Origin of the sequence: Selenomonas sp. oral taxon 478, assembly GCF_001189555.1 — a bacterium.
Classification (GTDB): domain Bacteria; phylum Bacillota; class Negativicutes; order Selenomonadales; family Selenomonadaceae; genus Centipeda; species Centipeda felix.
This window is the reverse complement of record NZ_CP012071.1, coordinates 425,300-447,426: the sequence shown is the minus strand read 5'-3', so window position 1 is coordinate 447,426 and position 22,127 is coordinate 425,300. Positions and strand designations below refer to the sequence as shown.

Sequence of the window (22,127 nt, the reverse complement as noted above, 5' to 3'; positions counted from 1 at the left end):
AGGGTAGGGCATGGAAAAGACAGTCAATGAGATCGCACAGCTTGTCGGCGGAACGGTCGGCAGCGGCGGCAGCACGGTCGTTCATCGGCTCGCTTCGCTGGACGAGGCGGGGGCGGGGGATCTCGCCTTTGCCGTTCCGCCCCACATCGATGCGGCGCGCGCTGTGTCGGCGGCGGCACTCCTTCTGCCAACGGGAACGGAGGGCTTTACGTGCCCGCACATCTTCGTCGATGATCCGAAGGCAGCGTTTGCGCGTCTCCTCACGATCTTTACCCCTGCCATCGAGCACGCTGTCGGGGTCAGTGACGAGGCGTATATCGGCGCAGATGTGCGCATCGGTACGGGAGTGACGGTGCTGCCCTTTGCCTATGTGGACGATCATGCGGTGCTCGGCGACGGAGTGACGATCTATCCGCACGCCTATGTGGGGCAGTACAGTGTGATCGGCGATCATACGGTGCTCTATTCGAATGCAGTCGTGCGCGAGCACTGCCGCATCGGTGCGCGCTGCACGATCCACAGCTGTGCCGTGATCGGCGCGGATGGATTCGGCTTTACGACCGAGGCGGGGGTGCATACCAAGGTGCCGCAGGTCGGCGGCGTCGTCGTGGAGGACGACGTGGAGATCGGCGCGCATGTTGGTGTTGACCGTGCTACTCTCGGGGCAACGGTGATCGGCAAGGGGACGAAGATCGACAACCTCGTTCACATCGGACATAACTGCCGCATTGGAGAGAACTGCCTCATCGTTGCACAGACGGGGATCTCCGGCTCGACCAAGGTCGGACATAACGTCACCTTTGGCGGGCAGGTCGGAACGGTCGGACATATCTCCATCGGCGCGAACTCCGTCTATGCGGCGCGCTCCGGCATCATCGGCGATATGCCTGAGGGGGTGTTCTGTGCGGGCTTCCCCGTTCAGTCCCACGCTGAGTGGCTGCGCGTACAGGCGGCGATGCGCCGTCTGCCCGAGATGGTGAAGAAGGTCAAAGCCCTCGAAAAGACCATCGAAGAACTGCGCGGAAAGAGCTGAGATGCTGTCTTACTGGGCGGTCAAACTTCTCAGTCATTTCGTCTGCCTCCTGTCGCACCGCGCCGCCATGATGATCGGCGCGGGACTGGCGCGCCTCCTTTGGCCGTTTATCCCCGCGCGGCGCAAGCGGCTCGCGCAGACGCAGATCGAGCGCTGCCTTCACGTATCGACCGCAGAGGCAGAGCGCATCGCGCGGGAGAGTACGCTGCGCTTTGGACCGATGCTGATGGAGGTGCTGCGCTTTCCCGTCCTGCGCCGTCATATTGAGGACTACGTGACGATCACGGGGGCGCTGGATACGATGCGCGCGGCACTGGCGCAGGGCGAGGGAGCAATCATTGCAACCTCGCACAGCGGCAACTGGGAGCTCATGGGCGGTGCGCTCGCCTTGGCAGGACTGCCGATTGTCGGCGTGGCAAAACGGCAGAGTGCAGCGGGGATGGATCGCTTCATCAATGAGTACCGCACGCTTGTTGGGATGCACGTCACCTATCGTTCGAGCGTGCGCGAGATGTTCCGCATGATCGATCAGGGCTGGATCATCGGGCTGCTCAGCGATCAGGATCCGTCGCGCCGCGACGGCGTCGTCGTCGATTTCTTCGGACAGGAGACGAATGCCTTTACGGGGGCGGCGGCGATTGCGCGCCGCTGCAGTGTGCCAATTTTCCCCGTCTTTATGCACCGCCGCGCGGACGGACATCATGAGCTTACCATCGAGAAACCGCTCTATGTGGAAAAAACGGACGACCGTGCCGCCGACGTCCTGCGTGTGACGCAGGAGGTGAGTGCGCACATCGAGGCGTGGATTCGCCGCTATCCCGACGAGTGGTTCTGGCTGCATGATCGCTGGAAGTCCATGCGGGAGGAATAAAAAAGGGCTCTGCATATCCCCCCATTGGCTCCCTGCGCTCGCCACTCCCCCGTCAAAGGGAAAGCGAATATACCGTTATCCTAAGCCTTCCCCGTGGTCACGGGGAGCGGTCAACGTCAGCCAATCACACATCGCTGTCGCTCGTGTTCTTGGGACGTTTTCCCATACGACCTGTTACCCAATCAGCTTCGTCCTGTGGACTTGCTTCTTGGACAGGTCAGCAAGGGGGACCGCGCAAGCGGTGGAAGGGGCACAAAGAAGTGGCTGTTGCACGAAGTTCGCGACTTCGTGCAACAGCCACTTTTCTATATGTTCAATCCATCATCGATCAATCGTAGCGCATCAGCGACTCTACGGTGATCGCTGTGCCTGTGTGCGGTGCCTCTTGAGCGCTTGGTGTTGTCGTATTCTGTGGGGATGGCGGAACGCTTTGATCCCCAGTATTGGCGGCCGGCACAGTGCCGCTCTCCGTCGTTTCGGTCGATGCGTCGAAGAGCGCCGACCCATCCGCGGCCTGTGCCGCACGCGCTGCGATCCCCGAGAGGATCGTGCTCGCTGCGGGAGCAGCGGGATCATCGGCGGGGTTTCCCGTCGTCGCAGAGGCGGATGCAGACGATGTGGGCGGTGCATCAATCGGCGTGAGTACGACCTCCAGCGTGTCCCCTGTGTGGATGGGGCTCGTGAAGTCCGCACGTACCCCGTTGACGAGAATCGCGAAGGTGACGCGGCTGGTCGCGGGCGGCGGGGTAAAGCCAACGGCGAGCAGCGCCTCGCTGACGTTCGCCGTCCCCCGTCCTTTCTGATAGGCGATGATAGCGCCGTCCTCGACGATGGTGCCGGGCGATGCCTCACGCCCGTTGATGGTGAGTACCTGCCCCGCCGCAGGAATGCTATGCTCCTTCCCTTCGTAGGTGATGGTCGCATACGAGGCCAGCGAGGAGAGATCGAGCACGGTCTCGAGCGTCGGGATGGCAGTCTCCTCGTAGTCGATGACATCGCCCTCACGCAGGATGGTGGAGAGCGCGGCGGGCGCATCGTTCAGCGTGATTTTCGGGAGGGCGGAGAAGCGGCGTGCCTCCCCGTTCAGTGTGTAGGAGATGCGTCGTCCCGTCGGCGGGAGATGCGCTGCGCGCAGCACCTCACCGAGGGTGCGGTCGCGGCGCGAGACGACGGTGTCGCCGTCTCGCAGAATCGGGTCGCCCTCAGGTACAGCGTCGTTGATGAGAATGCTCGCGGGGACGGAGGTCTCCTCTCCGTTGAGCACGACATTGTAGCCACTCGTGCTGCCGATCACGTCGCTGAGACGCACGGTCGGCTGGGTTCCGTTCTCCCCTGCGACGAGCTTGATGCGGCAGTCGTCGTGAATGGGGGAGTCGAGGCTCGCGCTCTTGCCGTCGATGGTGATCTGGGCGAGCGTTCCCATCGTCCCCGGAAAGCTCCGCCGCTCGCTGTTCACGGTCAGCATCAGCCCCATGCCGGGACGTCCGTTGTACTTGCGCAGGCTGATGCCCGCCGCGAGGAGGGCGTCGGAGACGTTGAGCTCGCGGAAGTTGAAGAGACTGTACTCGATGTCGTTGATCCAGACCGCGAGGAAATGTAGTGTGTTGATCGAAGCGATCTTCAGGATGCCGAGCGGCGTGACTGCGTCGGGGGCGCGCAGCTCCTCGGGCAGATCGGCGACGCCGTCCACCGTGTCGGGATGACGCACGGCGACGCGGCCGGCGGGGATGCCGAGAGCCTCTGCTACGAGCTCCGTCATCATCGGCGTGCGTGCACCGCCGCCGACCAGCATGACCGCCTGCGGCGGTTCGCCGTTCAGTTCGAGGATCTGCTTGCCGATCGCGTTCGCGAGATGTTCGACCCCGGGTTTTATGGCGGCGAGCACCTGATCGGCGGTGAGCGAGAGCTTCATGCCGAGGATGTCGGTAAAGGAGACGTCCTGCCCATCTGCCGCCTTGCGCTTGATGTCCTCGGCGATGTTGAAGTCGAGGAGGTACTCACGCGAGATGGACTCGGTGATCTCGTCGCCTGCCATCGGAACCATGCCGTAGGCGATGACTGAGCCGTTGCGCGTGATGGCGACGTCCGATGTGCCCGCGCCGATATCGACGAGCACGAGATTCAGATGGCGCATCGTCGGTGGGATGAGGACGTTGATGCCCGCAATCGGCTCGAGCGTGAGGGCGCGCATCTCGAGGTGCGTCTCGCGCAGTGCCGACTGCATGGAGTCCACGACTTGCCGCGGCAGAAAGGTTGCAATGACGGTCGCCGTCGCCTTGCGCCCGCGCTGCCCGATGAGCGTCTTGAGCTCGTTGCCGTCGAGCGTATAGCGGATCGTGCTGTAGCCGACGCAGTAGTAACGCGTTGGATCATCGACCGTGTGGGAGTGAGCCAGTTTTTTCTGTGCCTCCTGCACGCCTGCAAAGTCGAGGTCGCGCTGCTGTGCAGGTGTAATCGTGCCCGTGAAGTCCTGCTCGGCATCCGCTGTCATCGTGTAGAGGGCACGTCCTGCCGCTGCCACGGCGGCACTGGTCAACGGCCCTGTACGCTCCATGAGGCGGTGCTTGACCTCGCGGATGATGGCAGCGACCTGCGGCACATCGTGAATCTGCCCGTCAAGCATGGCACGCGTGCGGTGCTCGAGGCGGTCGGTCGCTAGGATGTGCAGCAGTCCGTCACGCTGTTCAGCGACAATGCCGATCACGCTGCGCGTCCCGATATCGAGCGCGAAGACCAGCTCCTTCGGCCGTTCGCGACGTGTCGGTGCGGCCTGCTCGGTTTTCTTCGGACGACCGCGCTTCTTCGCCGCCGTTTCCGTCCCCTCCTGCACGCGCTTTTTGGGGCGGCCGCGCCGCTTTGCAGATGCAGATGCGGCGGCGGCCTCTTCGTTCGTTGTATCCAGATCCGACATTTCGATCTCCCTTGTCAAACACATAGTATTATCTATATTTTTATTCGTGTTATTTTGGAAAATTCCTGCCATTCCTCACGGGGGAAATATACGACAAAAAGGTCAGAACAAAGCTGCCGTATGGCAGTTCCGCTCTGACCGGAAGAGAGGGGTCTGAAATGCCGTACGCCCTATATGTCTATACCTGCGTAAAGCAGGTGGGTACCCTAAGTTCGGCTTCCGCGTTCACCGAAGTGTTTCACTTTGACCGAAATCAAATCGGATTCCCTAGAAAATCTGTAGGTTAGACATTGATAAGACATACGCACACCTAAGGCGCACCTTCTTGGTCTTTATGATAGCATAAAAAAAAATACGTCGCAAGACTTGACAAATCTGGGAATATAATAAATATATTGCAGGACGCATGGATGCACTCAGTGATATAATTTTTTCGAGCATTGCCGAGAAAACGATGTGCTAAGATGGCGGTGCTGAATTTATCCGTGCTTCCCTAAAATGTGTCTCTCCTCTTTTCCTATGGAGAATACCGTGCTATAATGCTAATGAGAATATGGGAGTAATGTATGGAATGTACTGGCAGGCTCAGTACATTGACAACAGGGAAAGACGGTGCAGACAATGGCAAACATACGTGATGCCGTAGATGCAGTGATTGCTGCCATCATGGCACAGAAGGACTATCTGACGGCAGTGGACGCCAAGACGGGAGACGGCGACCACGGTCTTAACATGGCGCGCGGCTTTACGGCGACGGAGGAACGCCTCGCAGAGCTGCCGGTGGACGCGCCTCTCGCAGAGGTGCTTCACGAGATCGGGCGTGCGTTCATTGAGAATGTCGGCGGAGCGGCGGGACCGCTCTACGGGATTGCCTTTGTACGCGCGGGCGAGGCGGTCGGCGCAAAGACGCGGCTCGATGTGGCGAGCTTTGAAAAGCTGTTCTCTGCCGGCATCGACGCGATCCAGCGGCGCGGAAAGGCCGTGCGCGGGGATAAGACGATGCTCGATACACTGATCCCGATTCGCGACGCATTCCTGCCGGAGAACGCGGAGGGCAAGAGCCTGCGCGAGTGTCTGGAGGATGCGCTCGAGGCGGGACGTGCGGGCGCGGAGTATACGAAGACCATCGCCGCACGGCGCGGACGTGCGGCACTCATCGGTACGCGCAGCATCGGCATCGAGGATCCGGGCGCGATGAGTTCGCTCATCATGTTCCGTGCGCTCTGCGGCTATCTGCGCGGCTGAGCGAAATAACGCAGTCGATTCGTGCCGCCCTGTGACGGCACGATTGTTTTTTGGAGGAAAGTATTTTGGCACAGACGGAAATTCGCACGCGTTTTGCACCCAGCCCGACGGGCTATATGCACATCGGCAATCTGCGCACCGCGCTCTACGGCTATCTGTTCGCGCGCGCGAATGACGGCACGTTCATCCTGCGCATCGAGGATACTGACCGCAGCCGCTACGTCGCGGATGCGGTGGACTTCATCCGCCGCACGCTCGACGCGGCGGGCATCATTCCCGACGAGGGACCCGATGAGATCGGCGGAGACTTCGGTCCATACGTGCAGAGCGAGCGCATGGCGATCTACAAGCAGTACGCCGAGCAGCTCGTGGCGGAGGGGCATGCCTATCGCTGCTTCTGCCATCAGACGGAGGAGGCAGAACCGGCAGAGGATGGGAAGTCCTACGGCGGCTACCCGCGTACCTGCCGCGACCTCACGCCCGAGGAGGTGCAGGCGCATCTCGACCGGGGCGACGCGTACGTCATTCGGCAGAAGATGCCGCTCGTCGGTGAGACGACGTTCTACGACGTGCTGCACGGGAGCGTAACGATCCCGAACACGGAGCTCGAGGATCAGGTGCTCCTCAAGCGCGACGGGATGCCGACATATAACTTTGCCAATGTCATCGACGATCATCTGATGAAGGTGTCGCATATCATTCGCGGGGCGGAGTTCATCACCTCCACGCCGAAGCACGTCCTCCTCTACGAGGCGTTCGGCTGGGAGCCGCCCGTATTCGTTCATCTCGCGCCCGTCATGGGGCGGGACGACGCAACGGGCAAGACGAGCAAGCTCTCCAAGCGGCATGGGGCGACGAGCTTTGATGATCTCGTGAAGATGGGCTATCCTGCCGCCGCGATCGTCAACTACGTCGCGCTTCTCGGCTGGAGCCCGAAGACGACGAATCAGGAAATTTTCTCGATGGACGAGCTGATCGAGGCGTTCTCGCTGGAGGGGCTGTCGAAGTCTCCCGCCGTGTTCGACTACGATAAGCTCGGCTGGATGAGCGGCGAGTACTTCAAGGCGATGACGGATGCGGCATTTGCTGAGGCGGCGCGCCCCTATGCGGGCGAGCTTCCCGCGTCGGTCGAGGCGCAGTGGAATGCGATGGCGCGTCTCCTGCGTACGCGCGTCACACGGCTCAGCGACGTGCGTGCGGAGATTGAGTTCTTCGTGACACTGCCGCCCTTTGACGCATCGCTCTATGAGAACAAGCGCAACAAGGTCACACCGGCGGCGGCAGCGGAGCTCCTGCCCGAGCTGATCGGCATCCTCGACGCCCTCGACGGGGATCACTGGGAGAACGATCTCCTCTATGCGCTCCTTGAGGAGTGTATCGAGCGTGAGGGCTGGAAGAAAGGCACAGTCATGTGGGTGCTGCGCATCGCGGCGGCAGGGCAGAAGGTCACGCCGGGCGGCGCGACGGAGATCCTCGCCATCCTCGGCAAGGAGGAGAGCCTGCGCCGTCTGCGTGAGGCACAGCGGCAGCTGGCGGAGTGCTGAGGGGATGGATTTCTGCCTTGCAAATTTTGGACTTGACAGCGGCACGGTTTATCGCTATACTGTCTAAGTGTCGCGTCACTGCGGCGCGGGAAGATCATCTGCGGAAGTAGCTCAGTGGTAGAGCACCACCTTGCCAAGGTGGGGGTCGCGAGTTCGAGCCTCGTTTTCCGCTCCATCTTTCGGCGACATAGCCAAGTGGTAAGGCCGAGGTCTGCAAAACCTTTATCCCCAGTTCGATTCTGGGTGTCGCCTCCAATATGAAATGCGGTCTGGAAGGATTCCTTCCAGACTTTTTATGTTATTATGTTATATGCTGCGGAAGGGAAATGAATGCGGGGACGGTATAAAATCCTAGTCTATGGCTGTCAGATGAATGTCGCCGATGCGGAGCGCATGGAGGGGCAGCTGCAGGCGGCGGGCTATGTGCGGACGGAGGAGACGGCGGATGCCGATGTCATCCTCATCAATACGTGCTGTGTGCGCGAGACGGCAGAGGACAAGGTCTACGGGAAGATCGGCGAGATCAAGAAGGTCAAGGAGCGTCATCCGCAACTGATCTTCGGGATTACGGGCTGTATGGCGCAGAAGGAGGGGGAGAACCTCATGCGCCGTGCACCGCACATTGACTTTGTGCTCGGTACGGGCAAGGTGCAGGAGCTGGGACGCATTGTCGCGGAGATCGCGGCGGAGCACGCGTCAGTGGTGGATGTCGCGCTCGATGCGCACGCGGTGGAGGAGGATCTGCCCATCGCGCGCGGCGGGACACTCTCGGCGTGGGTGCCGATCATGTATGGGTGCAATAATTACTGTACGTACTGCATCGTCCCCTACGTGCGCGGACGTGAGCGCAGCCGCATGCCCGAGGAGGTCGTGGCGGAGGTGCGCCGTGCAGCGGCGGACGGCTATCGCGAGGTGACGCTCCTCGGGCAGAATGTCAACTCCTATGGGAAAGATCACGGGCAGGCGGATTTTGCCGATCTCCTGCACATGGTGGATGCGGTGGAGGGGATTCGCCGCGTGCGGTTTATGACGTCGCATCCGAAGGACATCAGCGACAAGCTGATCGACACGATCAAAAACGGCACGCATATCTGTGAGCACATCCATCTGCCCGTGCAGTACGGGAGCAACCGTATCCTGAAGGCGATGAACCGCGTCTATACGGTGGAGCAGTACCGTGAGCGCGCACGGCGTGTGCGGGAGGCTCTGCCGGGGGCGAGCCTGACGACGGATCTCATCGTGGGCTTTCCCGGGGAGACGGAGGAGGACTTCGCAGAGACGCTGGATTTCCTGCGCGAGATGCGCTATGACGCGGCGTATACGTTCCTCTACTCGAAGCGGTCGGGCACGCCTGCCGCAGCGATGGCGGCGCAGGTGCCGGACGACGTGAAGCACGCGCGTCTGGAGCGCCTGATGGCAGTGCAGAACGAGATCAGCCGCGCCATCAATGAGGGGCTGCGCAATGTGCAGGTCGAGGTGATGGTTGAGGGTGCGAGTAAGAATGATCCCGCCGTGTGGAGCGGGCGCACGCGCACGAATAAGATTGTGCTCTTTCCGCATGGGGCGGAGCGCGTGGGCGATTTTGTGCAGGTGAAGATCACGCAGCCGCAGACGTGGGTGCTGAAGGGCGAGGTTGTACGGTAGTCTTTCGGTATAGGAGGCGAGTTCCACGCGAACACTTTTCCGCATGGGACGGAGCGCGTAGGCGAGGTTGTTCGGTAGATTTGCTCATACGGTGTAACGCTCCATAGCGAACCCTAGTGGAGCAAGTGAGTAAAGTGTGCGTTTCGCCCCCTGCGGATTTTATTCGTTCAAGCGAAGCGCGTTTGGAATCCGCAGGTATTTAGGCGAATAAGCACACGATCACTTGCGCAACGAAGTGTTCGCGAGGAGCGTTATATCGTTATCTTTAGGAGGTTTGTGATGGACGCGCAGAATGTAACGCCGATGATGCAGCAGTATCTCGCCGCGAAAGAGGCGCATCCGGGCGAGCTTCTTTTCTTTCGTCTGGGTGATTTCTACGAGATGTTCTTCGACGACGCGAAGGTGGCGGCGAAGGAGCTCGGGCTGACGCTGACGAGCCGCAGCGGTGATCTCGAGAAGAATCCCATGTGCGGCGTTCCCTATCATGCGGCGGACAGCTATATCGCACGCCTCGTCGCAAAGGGATTCAAGGTGGCGATTGCCGAGCAGATCGGCGACCCGAAGGCAAAGGGCCTGACGCACCGCGAGGTGGTGAAGGTCGTCACGCCGGGCACAGCACTCTCCGATGAGGTGCTGCGGGATGCGTCCAACATCTACATCGTCCTCCTGCACGAGCCTGCGCCGGGGCAGTTCGTCCTCGCGGGCGCGGACATCACGACGGGCGAGGCGTTCTATGCCGTCTATGCGGGCGAGCACGCGGCACAGCAGATCATGGATGAGCTCTATCGCCGCATGGCGGCAGAGCTGCTCCTGACGGAGGACTTTTCTCTCGCCGATGAGGTGCGGGCGTTTCTGACGCATCGTCTGCCGCACTGTGCGGTCTCCGTCGTCGGCAGGGATGCGGACGCGGAACTTCCCGCACAGCATTTCCCTGCGGAGGAAATTCCGCGCGATGCGGGGGCGCGGGCGGCGCTCGCGGCGCTCCTCGCCTATCTGCATGAGACGGTGATGGCGGATCTCTCGCAGATCAACCGCCTCTCCTTCCTCGATGCGGCGGAGACGATGCAGCTCGACATCGATACGCTGCGCAACCTAGAGATCACGCGCAGTCTGCGCGACGGCGGGAAAAAGAACACCCTCTTTGACGTGCTCGACTTTACACGCACACCGATGGGAACGCGCCTCCTGAAATCGTGGCTCGAGCATCCGTTGCTCACGCCGCACCGCATTGATGCGCGGCTGGATGCGGTGGCAGAGCTGGTGGAAAAGAGTACGCTGCGCGCTGACCTGCGCGATGCCCTGCATACGGTCTATGACTTCGAGCGGCTCCTGACACGCATTGAGACGCAGACGGCGAACGCACGCGACCTCGTCGCCCTGCGCATCTCCCTCGCCGCCCTGCCTGCCGTGCGCGCGTGTCTCACAGCGGCAGCGAGCCGCCTCCTTGTGTGTGCAGCAGGGGAGATCGAGACCTTTGATGCGCTGCGTGACGAGCTCACGCGTGCGCTCGTGGATGAGCCGGGGCTCTCGGTGCGCGAGGGCGGCATGATCCGTGCGGGCTATCATGCCGATCTCGATGAACTCCGCCGTTTTTCCCATGACAGCAAGTCCCTCCTGCAGGAGATGGAGGAACGTGAACGCACGCGGACGGGCATCAAGACGCTCAAGATCGGCTACAACAAGGTGTTCGGCTACTACATCGAGGTGCGCCACAGTGGGCGCGATCAGGTGCCCGAGGGCTATATCCGCAAACAGACGCTCGCGAATACGGAGCGCTTTATCACGGAGGAGCTGAAGGACTTCGAGGCGAAGATTCTCGGCGCGGAGGAGAAGATCACCGCCCTTGAGTATCATCTCTTCACAGAGCTGCGCGAGCGCGTACGCGAGCAGCTCGTGCCGATTCAAGGCGTCGCCCGTGCGATTGCACGCGTCGATGTCCTGCAGAGCCTTGCGGCGGCGGCAGCATCCTATCGCTATGTCCGCCCAACCGTGGGCGCGGACGGCGGCATCCGCATCCGTGATGGGCGGCATCCGCTGGTGGAGCGCATCCTGCAGCGCGATGTGTTCGTCCCAAACGATACGGAACTCAGCCACGGCGGAACGGAGACAATGCTCATCACGGGACCCAACATGGCGGGCAAGTCCACCTATATGCGGCAGGTCGCTCTCCTCACGCTCATGGCGCAGGTCGGCAGCTTCGTCCCTGCGCGCACGGCGGAGATCGCACCCGTCGACCGCATCTTTACGCGCATTGGCGCGAGCGATGACCTCGTGAGCGGGCAGAGCACCTTTATGGTGGAGATGAACGAGGTCGCACAGATTCTGCGCGAGGCGACGAAGGACAGCCTCGTGATTCTCGACGAGATCGGGCGCGGTACGAGCACCTTTGACGGCATGAGCATCGCGCGTGCGGTGGTGGAGCATATCGACGGCCGCATCCACGCCAAGACGCTCTTTGCAACGCATTATCATGAGCTGACGGAGATGGAGAACGAGCGCATTCGCAACTACTGTATTGCCGTGCGCGAAAAGGGGAAAAATGTCGTATTCCTGCGGCGCATCGTCGCAGGGGCGGCGGATAAGTCCTACGGCATCCACGTCGCACGCCTCGCGGGTCTGCCGCAGCGCGTGACGGAGCGCGCGGAGGAGATCCTGCACGCATTGGAGGCGGCTGCGCCGCAGAGTGCACCGCAGGAGACATCGGCACAGAAAAAGTCCGATGCGGGGATGGCGTCGCTCTTTGCGGGCGGAACGCTCGACGAGCTGCGAGCGCTCGATGTGATGACGATGACGCCGATTGAGGCACTGAATACACTCTATCGCCTGCAGGAACAGGCGCGAAAGGAGGAGGGGGAGGGATGACGCGAATCCACGTATTGGACGATGCGACCATCAACAAGATCGCGGCGGGCGAGGTGGTCGAGCGGCCTGCCTCTGTCGTAAAGGAGCTGGTCGAGAACGCGATGGATGCAGGCGCGACGGCGATCGAGGTCGAGATCATGGGCGGCGGCACGAGCTTTATGCGCGTGACGGACAACGGCCGCGGCATGACCGGAGAGGATGCGCGCGCGGCGATTCTGCGCCATGCGACGAGCAAGATTGCCGCCGCCGCCGACCTCGAGACGATTGCGACCCTCGGCTTTCGTGGCGAGGCTCTGCCGACGATTGCTTCCGTGTCACATTTTTCCCTCCTGACGCGGCAGGCGGCGGATGATCTCGGCACGCGCGTCGACATCAGCGGCGGCGGTGTGCCCTTGATCGAGGATGCGGGCTGTGCGGTCGGGACGAGCGTGCGCGTCGAGGATCTTTTCTTCAACACGCCCGCGCGCAAGAAATTTCTCAAGACGAATGCGACCGAGGCGGGAAAGATCAGCGACTACGTGATCCGTCTCGCGCTCTCGCGCCCCGACATTGCGTTCCGCTTCATCAACAATAACCGTATGACCATCATGACGGCGGGGGACGGCGACCTCGCACGCGCGATTGGGAGCATCTACGGCAGCGACGCGGCGGGCGCACTGATTCCGCTGGACTTCTACGACGATGCGGCGGACATCCGCATCACGGGGTATATCTCAAAGCCGTCGCTGATTCGCAGCAGCCGCGCGTGGCAGACCTACATCGTCAACGGTCGGACGATCCAGAACCGTGCGATTGCGAAGGCGATCGACAATGTGTACCGCTCCCTCGTGCCGAAGATGGGCTTCCCGCTCGCCGTCCTCGTCATCACCGTACCGCAGCGCACGATTGATGTGAACGTGCATCCGCAGAAAACGGAGATGAAGTTCGAGGACGAGGGGCGTATTTTTAAGGCGGTCTACAAGACCGTGCTTGATGCCATTCGCAGCGCGGCGGGAGAGACGACGGGGATCGCCGCCGCCGTAGAAAAGCCGAAGTTCCACTATGAGGCGATGCCGCTCGATGTGAGCGTGTCGCCTGCGTCGGCGCCCTTTGCCGCGCCTCTACGCGGCTATGCCGCCCCGCCGCCGCACCCGCAGACCGTCCACGAGGCAGTGCAGTGGAGAGGAACGCGCGTCGATCTGCGTACGGCACAGGATGCCGTGCAGGAGGTACGCACACAGGAGCGCGCGGCGTTCGCGGATGTACCGTCTGCCCCGCAGGCGGCACAGGGGGGTGACATCTCCATGGAGGAGCGGATGCTCCCCATCGGGCAGGTCGACCTCACCTACATCATCGCCCAGAGCGCGGCGACGCTCTACATCATCGATCAGCATGCGGCGCATGAGCGTATCCTCTTTGACCGCTTTTCGGCGCAGACGGATGGGATTCCCTCCCAGCAGATGCTCGTGCATGCCATTCTCGCGTTTGATGCACACGAGGCACAATATATTGAAGAAAATGCGGAGCTCTTTGACCGGCTCGGCTTTCATCTGGAGGCGGCGGGGGAGCGCACCTATCGCCTGACGGAGACGCCCGCTGACGTCCCGACGGAGGAGGCGGAGGGCATCATCCGTGAGATTCTCGCATCCCTCGGCGACCTGCACGCAGCGACCCCTGCAAATCTGCGCGAGGCGGGGATTGCGACGATGGCGTGCCGTGCGGCGATCAAGGCGGGCGAGGAGCTGAGCATTCGCCAGATGGAGATCCTCTTGGAGGAGCTGCGTGCGACACCGTTTCCCTTTACCTGTCCGCATGGGCGCCCGACGATCCTGAAGTTCGGCACGCATGATCTCGCGAAGATGTTCAAGCGCACGGGGTTCGGGCTGTGACGCGCGGGACGGTCAGTGCCGTCGTGACGACCGTGCGGCGCGGGCAGAAATTTGCCGAAGCAAATCGTGCACTCGCGGCGCGGACGGCAACAGAGCTCGGCATCCCGAACGTCCCACGCGGCAGTGACTCACTCGACGAGATGCGTACGGCGTACGGCGTGGATGCCGTGCTCGTTGCACGGCGCGGCCTTTTGACGGCGGTGACGGCGGAGGGCGAGCTCTTCTTTCATCCTGGGATGGCACATCTGCGCATCAAGAATCTGCGGAGCGGGCAGGGCGACCATCTCGTCCATGCACTCGGCCTCACGGAGGGGATGTACGTCCTCGACTGCACGCTCGGCACGGGGGCGGATGCCATCATCGAGAGCTTTGCCGTCGGGGCGACGGGCAGTGTGACGGCGCTCGAGGCGAATCCCATCATCGCGGCGGTGATCGGCGACGGACTCGCACATGCGACAGGGGATAATTACGAGATGCACGCGGCGATGCGGCGCATCAGCGTCCATGCGGCAGATGCGCTGGACTACCTGTGCGCACAGGCGGACGGGAGCTATGACGCCGTCTACTTTGATCCGATGTTCCGCCGCCCCGTTCATGAGAGCGAGGGGATGAACGCCCTGCGCGTCCTCGCGGATGCGCGTGCCCTCACCGAGGAAGTGATCGCCGAGGCGCGGCGCGTCGCACGCCGCCGCGTCGTCATGAAGGAGCGGCAGGGGAGCAGGGAGTTCGCCCGCCTTGGATTCACTGACCTCGCGGGCGGCAGGTACAGCCGCGTCGCCTACGGCGTGATGGAGGTATGATTCCTTAAGGAATCACTGATAAAATGAGGTCTGCCAGATTGGCGTAGATTTTTTCGTCCGAACGAGGTGGAAAACCGGACGCAGAGTGGTGCTCTGTGGAGGATTTTCCGCCGAAGTGCGGGCAAAAAAGATGCGTCAAGATGGTTGTACCGAATTTATCAGTGCTTCCTTAAACTCCGTCAAACAATTTCATAAGTTGTACTTAAGTTTCTTTTATGTTCTGCCGATATACAAGGTGGAACATTTTATTTTTGTGCAAAAAAGGAGGTGAGACAATGAGAATTGCAGACGATTCGATGGCGCTGGTCGGGCAGGGAAGCAGGGGGACCGACCATGGACGAAGAGCGATGGGCAGCAGCGGCGCATCGTTTGCACAGGTACTGGAAGGGGCGAAAGAACGCGTTCGCTTTTCGCAGCATGCGGAGGAGCGGCTGCAGCGGCGCGGTGTGACGCTCACGAACACGGAGCTCGAGAAACTGGGCAGTACGATTGACCGCATGAGGGAAAAGGGGGCGCGCGAAGCGCTCATCTACATGAAGGACAGTACGGCAATGGTCGTCTCCGTGACAAACCGCACCGTCATCACGGCGCTTGACGACGTGACGGCGGCAGACAGTATTTTCACGAACATTGACAGTGCAGCCATCATCTGACGAAGCCGGACCTACGGGAGGCTTTTGACCGCGCGCGACTGGTGCGGTCAGCGGGATGCGGGGGCATCCCCATCCGTGCATTTCCTCAGGGAGGAGTGTACGCATATCACAGAGGTGGCTCTTCCTTTGCACTGTCAGACTGGCAAAGGAGAGATTCATTATGATCCGTTCCATGTTTTCGGCTGTTTCCGGCCTCAAAGGCCACCAGACCCGCATGGATGTTGTCGGCAACAACATTGCAAATGTCAATACGACCGGGTTTAAGGCAAGTCGTGTCACATTTGCAGATATGATTTCACAGAACCTCTCGGGTGCATCCGCTCCAAACGGAACAATCGGCGGCGTGAACCCGAAACAGATTGGTCTTGGTATGTCCGTCGCGTCGACCGACCTCCTCTATACCAACGGCTCCGTCCAACAGACGGGCAAGAATACGGACATTGCCATCTCGCGCGGCGACGGTCTCTTCGTCGTTTCGAAAGGGCAGCAGAAGTTTTATACGCGCAACGGTGCGTTCTCGTTTGACGCAGAGGGAAACCTCACGATTCCCAGCACGGGACTCTATGTGCAGGGGTACATGGCAAACAACGGCGTTGTCTCAGTCGCGGGCGACAACACGACGAATATCCGCATCCCCGCAGGAAAGTCCATGGAGGCACAGACAACCGCAACAGCGTCCTATACGAAGAACCTCAACGCGACGACACCGGGCTATGAGGTGGCGAACGTGCTTGTGCGCTATGCAGACGGCACGACACAGACGACCAATTCCTATGCACCAGGCGAGGTAGGAAAGCTCGTTCTGACCATGGACAACGGCAGAAAGATCTACCTTGATTCCAGTGCTCCTGCCCAGACCGTCGGCAGCGCTCCGACGGGTACTCTCTATAGTTCCACAATCTCCAATGTTACCGCAAGTACAACGGGACATGTGGATGCGGTGCTTGCGATGGACAGCGGCAATCCCTCCAGCCCGAAGGAGATCAATGGCTCGGCAACGGCGACCATCACGCGTACGGGCGCAACTTCCCTGACAAGCGGAACCTATGCCTTTGGGGATGTGTTCAACATCAGCGGCAAGATTACGAATGTTGTCAGCTCGCCGCCCTCCGATGTTGTTCTGACGCTGGACGCGAACAATACGATTACGCCGGGAACAGCCGTTACCGTCAAAGTTCCAAACCCGAACAGCTTCACCTATGCGGTCGGCGATACCTATACGGGACAGCTCAAGATTACGAGCCTCACACCGCAGACAGGGGCTACGGTGACCACGGCGGACGGCAACAGTGTCAAGCTTGCGGCGCCAATTCCCGCCATTACAAGTGCGGCCGCTACGTATGCACATACGGGCAGCGCTACAGATGGAACGATCCAGTCGATCACGCGTGAGTCCGTCTATCAGTTCGGCGGAAAGACCGTGTCCAGCGTGGTGCTGAACACGAAGAGTGGCAGTTCAATCGACGGTCTGGTGGGGAAGGACTACGCGCGGAACGATACCTTCTATCCCTCGGTGGCGACGACGATTACGGTCTACGACTCGCTTGGGGCGAAGCATAGCGTTCCCGTCGTCTTTACGAAGGCATCGAATAACAAGTGGACGCTCTCACTCGGCAGCGGTGGCGATACGTTTAACATCACCGAGGCGGATGGTACAACGACGACAGTTGCGCTGACCAAGACGGATCTGAAGTTTGATACGTCAGGCTCATACGTCAGCGGTACGGCCTCGCTGAGCCTCACGTATGAGAACGGTGCGGCACCTCAGCAGGTGGCGATGAACCTCGCTGCCATCACGCAGTACTCGGGCACCTCGACGATTGCGGCGGATTCCGACGGACATGCGGCAGGTACGCTCGCGAGTGTCGATATTGACAGTACGGGCGTGATTACGGGCACGTACACGAACGGCGTCCGTCAGAAGGAAGCCCAGATCGCGATGGCGCAGTTCAACAACCCGTCCGGTCTCACGAAGATGGGCGGGAACCTCTATCAGGAATCGAACAACTCCGGTACGCGTACGATCAGCGGCGCGTCGGATATCGGCACGGAGCTGACGACTTCGGCACTCGAGATGTCGAACGTGGATCTTGCCGATCAGTTCTCCGACATGATCATCACGCAGCGCGGCTTCCAGTCGAACTCGAAGATGATTACCGTCTCCGATGAGATGCTCGAGACACTGATCAATATGAAGCGTTAAATCGAATCATCATTTGAAAGGGTCGCCCTGCGGGGCGGCTTTTTTTGTTGCTGTGTTCGGTGTTTGCTGGTATAATAAAATAGCATGGAGAATGAGGCGGTGACGTTATGGACACAGATGCTGAAGATGTGCTTTGGCGGGCAGTTGACCCATTGAAATACGAAGTCGTACTCAAAAAATCGACTTATGATGCCCATATTATCGGAGATCACAGTGAAGAGGATGGGGCTGAACGAAAACTCTACGGGGGACAGGCAAAGTCTGTAATTGAACGACCGCGGTTTATCATCCTCTTGGGCACAAAAGGCGGACGCGAACGTCTTATGTATCTCGACTTTGTTTTAGTGCCGAAAGATGGGCGAATAAAGCTTCGAGGACTGACGGTCATTGTGGAGAAAGATACGATGCCCCGTGAAGTCGTTACGTGGAATCCGATCAACAAATTGAAAATGAATTGTCTTGCAGAGGAGGTTGTCTACGATGGGAGAAAAGCAGGTCAATAAATACGATGAGCGCCATGATGTGCTCCACATATTCTTGGGAAGCCAACAAAATGCTTTTGCCGATGAGGAGGCACCCGGGGTCTATGTGAATCGTGATGAGGACAGCGATGAGATTGTCGGACTGACGATACTGGATTATTCAAAAAAACGGGCAGCGGTCAAGGAAAAATATCCCAAGGTGAACTTTCCCCTGATGCCGACGGGAACGTGAAGCAGCAGACCTATTTTTATGAATTTCTGAAAGAATCTTCTCTGTACTCACGGAGAAGAATAATGATAAAGTTTCCACGAGGACAGGAATGTTTTCGTGGAAATTTTTTATTTTGCGATATAGACTTGATTTATGTCTCTTAGGCTTTACTAATGAAGGATACAGATGTATAATGAATCACGTTGTTATTTTATCTGTGCAGAGCAGGGGCTTTGTGTAGAATGGGGGAATTATTCTCATGGAAATGCTGCTGGGCTTTATAGTCCTCCTCGTCTGTCTGATTGTCGGTGTACGGCACGGCGGACTTGGGCTGGCGGTGATCAGTGGCTTCGGCCTCGTGATCTACACGTTTATCTTCGGCTATCAGCCGGGGAAGCCGCCGATCGATGTGATGCTGATCATCCTTGCGGTGGTCACCTGCGCAGGCTTCCTGCAGACCTCGGGCGGACTGACGGTCATGCTGAAGTACGCAGAGAAGTTCCTGCGCAATAACCCAAAGCACGTCACGATTCTTGCGCCGCTGACGACGTGGTTCTTGACGGTGCTCTGCGGCACGGGGCACGTCGTCTATACGATGTTTCCGATCATCTATGATATTGCCATCAAGCAGGGCATCCGCCCCGAGCGTCCGATGGCGGTTTCGTCCGTTGCATCGCAGATGGGGATCTGCGCATCGCCGGTCTCGGTCGCTGTTGTCTCGATGGTGGCGTTTCTCTCCGTGTCGGGACACGACTTTACCGTGTTCCAGGTGCTCTCGGTGTCCATCCCTGCCACGGGGCTTGGTGTGTTCTTTGCGGCGCTTTGGAGCTATCGCCGCGGCAAGGATCTTGACCAGGATGAGCGCTTCCAGGAGTTCATCCGTGATCCGGAGAACAAGCAGTATGTCTACGGTGACTCGGAGAGCCTCCTCGATAAGGAGCTGCCGAAGGAATACTACCGTGCGATGATTATCTTCTTCATCGGCATCATTGCGATTGCTGTGCTCGGCAACTTCCCGGAGCTTCTGCCGAAATTCCCGCCGAAACCGGATGCCGCGCCGAAGGCGATCTCGATGGTTGTCGTCATTCAGATGGTCATGCTGCTCGTCGGTGCAGTCATCCTCGTTTCCTGCAAGGTCAAGGCAAAGGATGTCGGCAACTCGCAGGTCTTCCGTTCGGGTGTCGTTGCTCTCGTCTCGGTTTACGGCGTCGCATGGATGGCAGATACCTATTTCATGAATCACATTGCCTTCCTCAAGCAGTTCCTCGGCGCTGCGGTGCAGTCTTATCCGTGGGCGTACGCTGTGCTGGCGTTCCTCACGTCGAAATTGGTGAACTCGCAGGGGGCGGCGATTGCGATTGTCGTACCGATGGCGATCAACGTGGGTGTCGATCCGATCCTCATCCTTTCGTTCATCTCGGCATGTTACGGCTATTTCTTTCTGCCGACCTATCCATCCGATCTCGCGTGCATTGGGTTTGACCGCTCGGGCACGACGCGCATCGGCAAGTATATCCTGAACCACTCGTTCATGATTCCGGGACTGATCGGTGTCTCCTCGGGATGCTGCGTCGGCTATGTGATCGCACATCTGCTCTTTTAACAGGAGCTGCTGCATATCCTCGAAGCTGCTATGCCGGTATTCCCCAAGCCTTTCCCGTTATCACGGGGAGCGGTCAACGTCAGCCAATCACACATCGCTGTCGCTCGTGTTCTTGGGACGTTTTCCCATACGACCTGTTACCCAATCAGCTTCGTCCTGTGGACTTGCTTCTTGGACAGGTCAGCAAGGGGAACCGCGTAAGCGGTGGAAGGGGCACAAAGAGGGCGTTGTACGAAGCTTTTAGCTTCGTACAACGCCCCTTTTCTTTGAATATGATGTTACTCCGTATGTGATGCGTCGTCCCTGTGGCGGAGAATGTCCTTACTGAAGTCGATGAAGGACTGCGCGGCGTTTGAGATGTAGCGGTCGCGCTTCCACGCAAGTCCCACGTCGACGTAGACGGGATTGGCGAGCGGAAGGGCGCGGATGCCGTGCGCGCTGCTGGCAATCATGTCGAGCAGGAAGGCGTTGCCGACACCGCTCGCGACGAGCCCCATAATGGTGACCACCTGATTCGACTCGAGCACGATATTCGGTGTGATGCCTGCCGCAGCCATCTTTTGCAGCATGGTCTGCCGCAGGAAGGAGCCCTCCTTCAGCATGATGAGGTTGTGGTCCGCGACGTCCTGCAGGGTGATCGCCTTGCGTGCAGCAAGATCGCCGTGCTCGGGCACGCAGCAGACGATCTGACGGCGTGCCATCGGCAGGAGCTGCAGATTGGGTGCGGCCTCGGGGATGATGATGATGCCGAAGTCCAGCTCGTCGCGCTCCAGCTGTTCGCGGATGGCGACCGAACCCTCCTCGTGGAGGTAGACGTCGAGATGCGGGTAGCGCCGCTGAAAGCTGGAGAAGATCTCGGGAAACAGATATGCGCCCATCATCGGCGGGATGCCGATTTTGATCGTTCCCTTCAGCAGCTGCTTGTAGTCGTTGATCTCGAGGACGGCATCCTGTATGTTGCGCAGCGCCACTTCGACGCGCTCTAAAAAGACTGCGCCCTCGGGGGTCAGCGAGAGCTGCTTCTGGCTGCGGTCAAAGAGCTGGATGCCGAGCTCGCTCTCGAGTTTTTTGATCGCGACGGTGATGTTCGGCTGGGAGACGCGCAGGCGTTCGGCGGCACGCGTGATGTTTTTCAGACGGCTCGCCATTTGGAAGTACTCGAGCTGTCGCAGTTCCATGAGATCACCCTCCAATAAACTTTCTTTATACGTGCTACATTATATCATACTTTCAACCAATATATGATAGGATAAGAAAAATTTATTGAAAAATTTTTCTTTGTTTTTTTTAAGATTTTTTAAAAAGGAGGTAGGATTTTTCCTTACGTTATGGAATAATATAGGAAGATGTTGACGTGTGTCTGACGGATCAGACGGGTATGCGTTCGGCGACGGCGAGAAATGGAATGGGGGCCTTTGTTTTGGAAAAATCAACAGTCATCGGGCTTGTCATGGGCGTGATCTCGATCTTTGTTGGTATGATTTTGAAGGGAGCACCGCTGACGGCACTCAACAACCCTGCGGCGTTCCTGATCATCATCGGCGGTACGTTTTCGTGTTTGTTCATCGGATTTCGGATGGAACAGCTGGGGAACTTTACCAAACTGATCAAGAAAACATGTCAAGTCCCGCAGCTCCAAGAGAAGGGGCAGCTCGTACAGCAGTTCATCGAGCTGTCACAGATTGCGCGCCGTGAGGGTATCCTCGCCCTCGAGAGCAAGGCGCAGGAGATCCAGGATCCGTTCTTTCGCACGGGTCTCGGCATGGTCATCGACGGCATGGATCCGGACTTCGTCGGCGATGTTCTCGATGCGGAGCTGGCGATCATGCAGGAGCGTCATGCAGAGGGGCGCTCGATGTTCACGCAGGCCGGTACATACGCACCGACGCTGGGCGTTCTGGGCGCGGTTGTCGGTCTGATCGCGGCACTCGGCAACCTGAATGATATCGACAAGCTCGGACATTCGATCGCAGCGGCGTTCGTTGCAACGATTCTGGGTATCTTTACGGGATACGTTCTCTGGATGCCGTTCGCGAATAAGCTGAAGATTATGTCGGAGCAGGAAGTCAGCCAGAAACGCATGATCATCGAAGGGATTCTCTCACTCCAGGCAGGCGACTCGCCGACGGCCATCGAGGCGAAGCTCATGGTGTTCATCCCGCAGACGGAGCGTGAGGCACTGAAGGGAGAGGGCTGA

Annotated in this window: 16 protein-coding genes, 2 tRNA genes and 1 other RNA gene; 16 read left to right on the top strand and 3 right to left on the bottom strand. The window is 59.4% G+C overall.

Annotation, left to right across the window (positions count from 1 at the left end; all coding sequences use genetic code 11):
• The first annotated feature begins 10 nt into the window (after window positions 1-10).
• Complete coding sequence (lpxD, locus tag ADJ74_RS02180) at window positions 11-1,033, top strand: UDP-3-O-(3-hydroxymyristoyl)glucosamine N-acyltransferase (protein WP_050341570.1); 1,023 nt, start codon at window positions 11-13, stop codon at window positions 1,031-1,033.
• Between the two features lies 1 nt (window position 1,034).
• A complete protein-coding gene (locus tag ADJ74_RS02175) occupies window positions 1,035-1,904 on the top strand; it encodes a lysophospholipid acyltransferase family protein (RefSeq protein ID WP_050341567.1) in 870 nt (289 codons plus the stop codon).
• A gap of 328 nt (window positions 1,905-2,232) precedes the next feature.
• Here the strand turns inward: ADJ74_RS02175 and ADJ74_RS02170 are convergent, their stop codons facing one another.
• Both ADJ74_RS02170 and ssrS read right to left on the bottom strand, forming a co-directional pair.
• Window positions 2,233-4,815, bottom strand: coding sequence for a cell division FtsA domain-containing protein (locus tag ADJ74_RS02170; RefSeq protein WP_050341565.1), 2,583 nt, complete (start codon window positions 4,813-4,815; stop codon window positions 2,233-2,235).
• Between the two features lie 146 nt (window positions 4,816-4,961).
• Window positions 4,962-5,136, bottom strand: a non-coding RNA gene (gene ssrS / locus ADJ74_RS10775) — 6S RNA.
• Between the two features lie 300 nt (window positions 5,137-5,436).
• Here ssrS and dhaL point away from each other — a divergent pair.
• The 13 genes from dhaL to ADJ74_RS02105 all read left to right on the top strand — a co-directional run bounded on the left by dhaL (window position 5,437) and on the right by ADJ74_RS02105 (window position 19,930).
• Complete coding sequence (dhaL, locus tag ADJ74_RS02165; RefSeq protein ID WP_050341563.1) at window positions 5,437-6,060, top strand: dihydroxyacetone kinase subunit DhaL; 624 nt, start codon at window positions 5,437-5,439, stop codon at window positions 6,058-6,060.
• A gap of 65 nt (window positions 6,061-6,125) precedes the next feature.
• Window positions 6,126-7,604, top strand: coding sequence for a glutamate--tRNA ligase (gene gltX, locus ADJ74_RS02160; protein ID WP_009753911.1), 1,479 nt, complete (start codon window positions 6,126-6,128; stop codon window positions 7,602-7,604).
• A 100-nt stretch (window positions 7,605-7,704) separates the two neighbouring features.
• A tRNA-Gly gene (locus ADJ74_RS02155) sits at window positions 7,705-7,779 on the top strand.
• Window positions 7,780-7,785: 6 nt separating this feature from the next.
• Window positions 7,786-7,859: transfer RNA gene (locus ADJ74_RS02150), tRNA-Cys, on the top strand.
• 75 nt (window positions 7,860-7,934) lie between these two features.
• Window positions 7,935-9,248 carry a tRNA (N6-isopentenyl adenosine(37)-C2)-methylthiotransferase MiaB gene (gene miaB / locus ADJ74_RS02145; protein ID WP_050341561.1) on the top strand — a complete coding sequence of 438 codons (1,314 nt, stop codon included), beginning with the start codon at window positions 7,935-7,937 and terminating at the stop codon, window positions 9,246-9,248.
• Window positions 9,249-9,527: 279 nt separating this feature from the next.
• Entirely contained in the window at window positions 9,528-12,110 is a 2,583-nt protein-coding gene (gene mutS / locus ADJ74_RS02140) for a DNA mismatch repair protein MutS (RefSeq protein WP_050341559.1), read from the top strand.
• Window positions 12,107-13,978: a DNA mismatch repair endonuclease MutL gene (mutL, locus tag ADJ74_RS02135; protein WP_050341557.1), complete on the top strand. Its 1,872-nt coding sequence runs from the start codon at window positions 12,107-12,109 to the stop codon at window positions 13,976-13,978. The genes mutS and mutL overlap by 4 nt, the downstream gene beginning before the upstream one ends.
• Entirely contained in the window at window positions 13,975-14,778 is an 804-nt protein-coding gene (locus ADJ74_RS02130) for a class I SAM-dependent methyltransferase (protein ID WP_050341555.1), read from the top strand. Before mutL ends, ADJ74_RS02130 begins: the two co-directional genes overlap by 4 nt.
• Before the next feature lie 275 nt (window positions 14,779-15,053).
• Entirely contained in the window at window positions 15,054-15,431 is a 378-nt protein-coding gene (locus ADJ74_RS02125; protein ID WP_050341553.1) for a TIGR02530 family flagellar biosynthesis protein, read from the top strand.
• 160 nt (window positions 15,432-15,591) lie between these two features.
• Window positions 15,592-17,634: a flagellar hook-basal body complex protein gene (locus tag ADJ74_RS02120; protein WP_050341552.1), complete on the top strand. Its 2,043-nt coding sequence runs from the start codon at window positions 15,592-15,594 to the stop codon at window positions 17,632-17,634.
• Between the two features lie 107 nt (window positions 17,635-17,741).
• Window positions 17,742-18,137 (top strand): hypothetical protein, encoded by a 396-nt coding sequence (locus ADJ74_RS02115; RefSeq protein ID WP_050341550.1) that lies wholly within the window; start codon window positions 17,742-17,744, stop codon window positions 18,135-18,137.
• Window positions 18,115-18,348, top strand: a complete 234-nt coding sequence (locus ADJ74_RS02110; RefSeq protein ID WP_050341547.1) for a DUF2283 domain-containing protein — start codon at window positions 18,115-18,117, stop codon at window positions 18,346-18,348. The genes ADJ74_RS02115 and ADJ74_RS02110 overlap by 23 nt, the downstream gene beginning before the upstream one ends.
• Window positions 18,349-18,586: 238 nt before the next feature.
• Window positions 18,587-19,930 carry an anaerobic C4-dicarboxylate transporter gene (locus ADJ74_RS02105; protein ID WP_050341546.1) on the top strand — a complete coding sequence of 448 codons (1,344 nt, stop codon included), beginning with the start codon at window positions 18,587-18,589 and terminating at the stop codon, window positions 19,928-19,930.
• A 278-nt stretch (window positions 19,931-20,208) separates the two neighbouring features.
• Here ADJ74_RS02105 and ADJ74_RS02100 read toward each other — a convergent pair whose 3' ends face one another.
• A complete protein-coding gene (locus ADJ74_RS02100; protein WP_009753919.1) occupies window positions 20,209-21,108 on the bottom strand; it encodes a LysR family transcriptional regulator in 900 nt (299 codons plus the stop codon).
• A gap of 227 nt (window positions 21,109-21,335) precedes the next feature.
• Here ADJ74_RS02100 and motA point away from each other — a divergent pair, with 227 nt between their 5' ends.
• On the top strand, window positions 21,336-22,127 hold the full coding sequence (gene motA, locus ADJ74_RS02095; RefSeq protein WP_009753920.1) for a flagellar motor stator protein MotA: 792 nt from the start codon (window positions 21,336-21,338) through the stop codon (window positions 22,125-22,127).

Bases quoted from the DNA above. Each gene is read 5' to 3' on its own strand.
- lpxD (WP_050341570.1), top strand. From the start codon at position 11: ATGGAAAAGACAGTCAATGAGATCGCACAGCTTGTCGGCGGAACGGTC.
- ADJ74_RS02175 (WP_050341567.1), top strand. From the start codon at position 1,035: ATGCTGTCTTACTGGGCGGTCAAACTTCTCAGTCATTTCGTCTGCCTC.
- ADJ74_RS02170 (WP_050341565.1), bottom strand. From the start codon at position 4,815: ATGTCGGATCTGGATACAACGAACGAAGAGGCCGCCGCCGCATCTGCA.
- dhaL (WP_050341563.1), top strand. From the start codon at position 5,437: ATGGCAAACATACGTGATGCCGTAGATGCAGTGATTGCTGCCATCATG.
- miaB (WP_050341561.1), top strand. From the start codon at position 7,935: ATGCGGGGACGGTATAAAATCCTAGTCTATGGCTGTCAGATGAATGTC.
- mutS (WP_050341559.1), top strand. From the start codon at position 9,528: ATGGACGCGCAGAATGTAACGCCGATGATGCAGCAGTATCTCGCCGCG.
- mutL (WP_050341557.1), top strand. From the start codon at position 12,107: ATGACGCGAATCCACGTATTGGACGATGCGACCATCAACAAGATCGCG.
- ADJ74_RS02125 (WP_050341553.1), top strand. From the start codon at position 15,054: ATGAGAATTGCAGACGATTCGATGGCGCTGGTCGGGCAGGGAAGCAGG.
- ADJ74_RS02120 (WP_050341552.1), top strand. From the start codon at position 15,592: ATGATCCGTTCCATGTTTTCGGCTGTTTCCGGCCTCAAAGGCCACCAG.
- ADJ74_RS02115 (WP_050341550.1), top strand. From the start codon at position 17,742: ATGGACACAGATGCTGAAGATGTGCTTTGGCGGGCAGTTGACCCATTG.
- ADJ74_RS02110 (WP_050341547.1), top strand. From the start codon at position 18,115: ATGGGAGAAAAGCAGGTCAATAAATACGATGAGCGCCATGATGTGCTC.
- ADJ74_RS02105 (WP_050341546.1), top strand. From the start codon at position 18,587: ATGGAAATGCTGCTGGGCTTTATAGTCCTCCTCGTCTGTCTGATTGTC.
- ADJ74_RS02100 (WP_009753919.1), bottom strand. From the start codon at position 21,108: ATGGAACTGCGACAGCTCGAGTACTTCCAAATGGCGAGCCGTCTGAAA.
- motA (WP_009753920.1), top strand. From the start codon at position 21,336: ATGGGGGCCTTTGTTTTGGAAAAATCAACAGTCATCGGGCTTGTCATG.